Annotated in this window: 4 protein-coding genes; all 4 read right to left on the bottom strand. The window is 61.9% G+C overall.

Going from position 1 to position 6194, the window contains the following annotated elements; translation table 11 throughout:
* Positions 1-12 precede the first annotated feature (12 nt).
* The 4 genes from CCR94_RS25640 to CCR94_RS24465 are packed head-to-tail and all read right to left on the bottom strand — an operon-like array spanning position 13 to position 6034.
* Positions 13-3459, bottom strand: coding sequence for a formylglycine-generating enzyme family protein (locus tag CCR94_RS25640; protein WP_206605797.1), 3447 nt, complete (start codon positions 3457-3459; stop codon positions 13-15).
* Positions 3449-4414 (bottom strand): AAA family ATPase, encoded by a 966-nt coding sequence (locus CCR94_RS07535; RefSeq protein WP_206605796.1) that lies wholly within the window; start codon positions 4412-4414, stop codon positions 3449-3451. Before CCR94_RS07535 ends, CCR94_RS25640 begins: the two co-directional genes overlap by 11 nt.
* The gene (locus CCR94_RS07530) at positions 4411-5877 is read right to left on the bottom strand and encodes a hypothetical protein (RefSeq protein WP_146089890.1); all 1467 of its coding nucleotides are present in this window, start codon (positions 5875-5877) and stop codon (positions 4411-4413) included. The genes CCR94_RS07535 and CCR94_RS07530 overlap by 4 nt, the downstream gene beginning before the upstream one ends.
* Positions 5843-6034 carry a hypothetical protein gene (locus tag CCR94_RS24465; RefSeq protein WP_146089889.1) on the bottom strand — a complete coding sequence of 64 codons (192 nt, stop codon included), beginning with the start codon at positions 6032-6034 and terminating at the stop codon, positions 5843-5845. Before CCR94_RS24465 ends, CCR94_RS07530 begins: the two co-directional genes overlap by 35 nt.
* Positions 6035-6194: the final 160 nt, after the last annotated feature.

Raw genomic sequence — 6194 nt, 5'->3', positions numbered from 1 at the left:
CCCCGGCTCCGCTCACCCCTGAACTCGGGCGCAGCGAAAGCCGACACCGTCGCCCCGGCCCCCCGGATCGATCCCGTCCCGGGAGGCAGAGCGGACGAAGCGCGCGCCGCTGAACCACGAGCCGCCGCGCAAGACGCGCCGCGCCGACTTGTCGTCGCTCTCCCAAACCGACCCGTCGTTCGGCGCGTCTCGATAATTGTCGCGCCAAGCATCGGCACACCACTCCCAGACATTGCCGTGCATTTCATGAAGGCCCCAGGCGTTGGCCGGCAGGCTGGAGACCGCTACGGTCTTTTCCCGATAAAGGCCCTTCTCGCCGCCGCGATAGGGATTTTCGCCATCGTAATTGACCTGAGCTGGAGAAATGTCCTCGCCAAAGCTGAAGGGCGTCGTCGTCCCCGACCGGCACGCATATTCCCATTGCGCCTCGCTGGGCAGGCAGAGATTCAATCCCTCGTATGTTAAATTCATCGTCGCGATGAACGTTTGCGCTTCATTCCATGAGACATTCTCGACAGGATTCTCTGGATGTTTGAAGCGGCTGGGATTGTCGCTCACGACCGCTTCCCACAAAGCTTGCGTGCAGGCCGTGTCGAACAACCAGAAGCCTTGCGCGATGGTCACCTCGTGCTGCGGGCCCTCCGAACTGAAGCGATCATGCTCGCCCTCCGGCGACCCCATCATGAACCGCCCCGGATTGATCCAGCGCAGCCTTTGTCCGACTGGCCCGTCCTGGCCTTCGACCTCGATTCGCGTCCACAAGCCATAGCGGTCGCGGCCGATCGCCGCCGCCCAATCCGGCTTGGTCAAACTTTCAACGGTCAGCCGCTCGCAATCGCTGCGAATGACGAAGGGACCGCCGCGCGGAAAAATTTGTCGGGCGCCTTCGGCGCCAGCAAACAGCCGAACCGTTGCCCCTTCTCCGCCGGAGGGCGTGGCTGCGATCCGGCGCTCCGCTTGCCGGATACGCCGCCCCGCCCCCGGCTCCGCCCCGTCCTGAACTCGGGCGCAGCGAAAGCCGACATCGTCGAGCCGGGCCTCCGGATCGTCCCTGCCCCGGTAGGCAGAGCGGACGTTGCGCGCGTCGAAGTTCCACGAGCCGCCGCGCAAGACGCGTTCCGCCAGGGCGGCGCCTTTGTTGTCGGCCTCCCAGACAGAGCCATCCATCGGGGCGCCGCGATAGTCGTCATTCCGCGTGTCGGCGCACCACTCCAAGACATTGCCATGCATCTCGTAGAAGCCCCAGCCGTTCGCCGGCAGGCTGGAAGCCGGTACAGTCTTTTGCCGATAGAGACCCTTCGCTCCATCGCGATAGGGGTAATTGCCATCGTAATTGACCTGATCCGGCGAAATATCCTCGCCACAACTGAAAGGCGTCGTAGCCCCCGCACGGCACGCATATTCCCACTGCGCCTCGCTGGGCAGGCAGAGATTCAAACCGGAAATCCTGGCGTTGATCTTTTCAATGAAAGCTTGAGCATCTTTCCAGGAGACGTTTTCAACCGGGTTGTTGGCGTCTTCCTTGAAACGGCTGGGATTGTCGCCCATCACCGATGTCCAAAGCGCTTGCGTGCAGGCCGTGTCAAACAGCCAGAAACCTCGCCCGATGGTCACCTCGTGCTGTGGCGACTCGTCGTCGTAGCGGCCGTGCTCATCCTCGCGCGAACCCATCATGAACTTGCCGGGCGGTATCCACCGCATCCGCTGCGTCACACGCCCCGCCGCGCCGTCAACGAAAAACTCCAGCCAGGGGCCGATGGCGTCCTCGCCAAAATCGCTGACGAAGGACGGGATGACCTCGTCGCGCCAGAAGGGCGGCGTATCGAGCGAAATTTCGTCCTGTCGCGCCAAAATCGTCGCGAGCGGACTGCCGCCATTTGGCCTGTCGTCGCCGGATGCAAGCATCAGCTCCACGCCGCGCTGGACGAGCAGACGGCGCCGGAGCGGTTCAGCGCTTGGCGTCATCGATTCGACGCGCACGCCGGACGGCGCGTTCGGATCGTCGCCGCGCGCCGCGCCCCACAACGCCATCCAGGCGCGGCGCTCCAAAACTTCGCGCTCGCTCCAATCGCTCCAGGCGTGTTCGGGCAATCGCCGTGTGACGTTCCACATCCACGCCAGGTCTGTCGCAGGGGCTTGAACCGCTTCCGCCTGACGCGCGAGGTCCGCGAATTTTTCGGCGCGGCGCAGACCGATTTCCGCCGGGATCAATTGGCGTGTTGGCGCGGACAGGCTGCGGATTTCCTCGGCGAACACCCATTCCTCGCCCTGACGCCAAAACGGATCGGGGTGATGAAACCGCCACCGATAGATCAAGCGCAGGACGGCGCGGCGCAAATCTGGAGGAAAACCCTCGAACTGCCGCAATAAGTCCGCGCGCTTGGCGCGCAGGAGCGCGGCGCCGAGGGCATCAGTGCGGCCCACCCATTCGCTTTGCCAGAACAGGGTTTCGAGGCCGGGATCGTCGGGCAGGCCGAACCAGCGGGCTTGGAGATGGCGCAAGCCCCGCAGCAATGCGGCATTGACGCTAAGCGCCGGCGCAGCCAGCGCCGCCAGTTGCGCCAGTTGTTCTTCGCGCGCGGGCGCTGGAAACGGCTCGGTGACGGATCGCCAACCGGCAAGGGTCCAAGATGAGGCCAGGCTCCCCTGCGAGACAAGCGGCGCCCCCGGCAGAATGGCGACGGGGCGACCGCCGAGGCGGCGGATTTTGTCGCCCAGAAGCGCCCATGCGCGCCGTTCCGCCGCACCATCCCGCGCCAGCAGTCCGAGATCGCTGAGCGCCACCACGGCGGCGCCGGGGGCGAACTCGGTGATACCGTCCACATCCGGCCAGTCCAGGCGGCGCGGCGCGTTTTTGGGAAAGAAGCTTGCAAGGTTTTGGCGCACGGACAGATAATCGGATCGATAGGGCGCGAGACGTTCGGAATCATCCTCGATGATGACAATTTCACCACCCCAGCGACGACGTTTTTGTCGGGGCCATTTTTCGATGGGCCGCAGGGTTTCGATTCGGCGCAGCGCGCGGGGAATATCGACATCCTGGCTGTCAACGCGCCGGGTGGCGTCGCGGCGCAGGGCGGCGGCGATGTTGGCGAAGTCTCCGAGGGCATGAATGGGCGGCGGTCCGTCCCAGTCGTGAAACTCATGCGCCGCCTCGTCCTGGAGTTGGCGGGTGGCGCGCTGGATGAGGTCCTTGTTGCGCGCCTCCAGGTCGCCCTCATAGGCAACGACGCGCCAAAACGTCATGTTCTCGGCTGTTCCCTCGCGCGGGGCGGGTTCTTGCGCGGACGAAGCGACGGAGACCGCTAAAGCTTTGTGATCACGGACCTCGGGCGTTTTTTTGGGGCACGGCAGATAGTCGAGCAGTTCGGCGGTTTCATCCAGCCGCCCCTGTGCCAGAGCGCGCAGCAGATCGGCGCGACCGCAAATGGTTGTGGCGCGGACTGGCTTACTCGACATGTTTTTGCAGGACGAATTCGCGAGTTTGCTCCAGGGCGACGAGTTGTGCGGCTTCGTCCTCCCCATGCAGAGTGACGACGGCGCGCAACATGTCGAGATATTCCGCCTGACCGGGCCGGGGCCGCGCGTCGCCGAAGTTGGTGCGGTCTTCGTGCAGCATTTCCGCCGCGAGGGTCAAAACCTTCCTGGTCAGCTTCTTGGGGAAATGCGCCTTGCCGCGATCGGTGAGAGTTTTGATCAACTGATCCTTGTCGGTCGGCAGTTGCAATTTGAGCACGAGACAGCGGCGAATGAAGGCGTCGGGAAGGCTGCGCTCCTCATTGGTGGTGATGATCACTAGGGGCGCGGGGGGCTTTGCGAAAACCGCCGGAAGCTCCGGTGGCGCGAGGCGTCCGGCACCCAGCGCCTCCAGCAGGCCATTGGGCACTTCAGATTCCGCCTTGTCGATTTCGTCAATCAAGACCACGTAGCCATTGGCCGTATCGCCTTCGGCGTCACGCTCGGGAACGGGCGTCTTTGACCTTGCCGCCTGGATTTTGGCGCTTTCCCAATCAAAAGCCCACCACAGCGGGCCGGGAACGACAAAGTTTTGCAGCGCCAACTCCGCGCGCGCCTTGTCGGCGGACTGGTCCCCGATGGCGCCGGCCAATTGCGCCTCCGCCAGACGGCGCACGGTATCGAGCCGCCAGAGCAAATCACGGGATTCAGTCTGACTGTCGACCACGTGCTGAATGCAAGTTCGCTTCATGAGTTTCGCGGCGGCGCGGGCGAGCTGGCTCTTGCCCGTGCCTGGTTCGCCGCGCACCAACAAGGGCCTGCCGGCCGCCAAGGCCGCGACGAGAGCGCGGTAATCCCGCTCCTCGAAGACGTGAACCTGATCGGCAATGCCACCTTGGGGGGCGAGTTTGACGCTCAAGCCCGGCTTGAATGGGGGAAGCGAAGGCATCCTGGTCATGCGGGCGTCTCCTCGTCTTCCCAGAGCAAATCCAGGACGGGGTAGATCAATGTCGGCTCGTCTTCGATCATGGCTTCAGCATCCTGGCCGAGACGATAGAAGACGATTTGGGGATAGGTTCTCTTGGCGCAGCTGATCGCTTCGGCGAAGAGTTTTTCGTAATCCTTGACCCAGCGAGCGCTGCGACCGGCTGGCCGGGCGGCAGCGCGCCCATTCGCATCGGCGTTGACGATGACATAGCGGCGAATATCTCGCGTTTCCTCATCGTCTTGAAGCCGCTCGCGCGCTTGCTCGCGTTTCTTGTCCAGCGTAGTACTGGCGTCGCCCTTCAGTTTGACCTCTTTGAAGATGAAGTCGTCGAGCAGCGCTGGGAGATGTTTCAAGGAAGCTGGGCTGCGATCCAAGGACAGCAGAAAGGCGTAGCGTCCGTGGGGATGCCGCTCGTCGTTTGCCGCCTTATGCGCCGCCGAAGTCGAAACGTAACAGATGGGGCGCGGCAGCAACCGCGCCTCGATCGTCTCGACGCCAGTCACGGTTTGCGCGAACGACTCGACAACCACGGTCTCGCGCTTCGCGAGTTGCATGCGAATCTTCTTGATCTGCTCCGGCGGGCAAACCAGGGGCATGAATGCGCGGAGTGCGGCTTTCAATTGCCGCGTTGCGACTTCGCTTTCCTTTCTGGGGAGAAGCGAAAGATCGGTGTGAGCGCGTGCAAAGATTTTCAGCGCGGACTTGATCGTAAGGACGCGCAGCTTGTCGAAAATGATCGAGCAGCGCTCGGAAAGCTCCTTTGCGCCAGAAACCAGTTCGAGACGGCGCTCAAGTTCTCCTATCGCGGGGAGCCCATTAGACAGCGCCGAAAGAAAATGCTTTTTGATGACCTCAATTTCCGCCGGGCTCGGGCCAGCGACCTTTTTGGGCGGTTTCGTAGCTCCGCCCGTTTTTGGTGTGGCGCCGGATGTTGGGCGCGCGGCGCGCGGGGAGCGAGGGGCAGCTTTCGGGGACGGGATTGCGCCACGGTTGGACTTGAAACGATCGATAATAAAGTTAGCGATTTTCCCTGCGGATAGAGGGGAGAAATCGATTGTTCCGTCGCCGGCCAATACGCCGAGTTCTTCGTAGTCGCCATCGTCTCCATGGCGGAAAAGCATGATTCGTTCTGCATCACGTGATGCAATCAAATTTGCGATATGACGCCATTCAAGTCTGCACCATTGCTTCGCCTTATATTCATGGCAAAGGAAGACGACAATCAGTTCCGATTCCTTACGGTAAAGATTCGGAAGATAAACATTGAGGTCAATCCGCGCGAACTCTGCCTTATAATAGTTGTCATATAAAATTTGGTCGCGGCCAAACACGCTTGAAAGTTTCTTGGCGACCCTGGCGACAAGGGGCCGATGCTCTCCAGGAAACGAGAGCGCGACGTCAAAACGTTTTGCAGGAGACGGTTTGGTCGACATGGTCTTTGAAAATCTTAGTTGGCAAAATCGACTGGTCAGGCAGATTTTCCGCGAAACCAGCCATCCCGACGCGTTCGAAGCTCAAGCCTAGCGCAAGCTTACGAGGGATGGCAAGCGCACCATTATTTACGACTTCGCCATCAAGAAATTTGGTCATAGGCGCGCCTGTGACCCAATCGGCGTTCGTGAGACCGTTCAAGATCACAAAAGGGACTTTCGGCCAAGGGCAGTATCAGCACGGAACAACTGATCGATTGCCACCCTGCTGTTGGTCCGGAATCCGCCGCTCTCTGCCTTTGCCCAAGGGCGCGACCCGC

The organism is Rhodoblastus sphagnicola, from assembly GCF_002937075.1.
In the GTDB taxonomy this organism is placed as follows: Bacteria; Pseudomonadota; Alphaproteobacteria; order Rhizobiales; family Beijerinckiaceae; genus Rhodoblastus; species Rhodoblastus sphagnicola.
The sequence above is the reverse complement of the archived record's forward strand: the minus strand, read 5'-3'. Positions and strand labels throughout refer to the sequence as shown.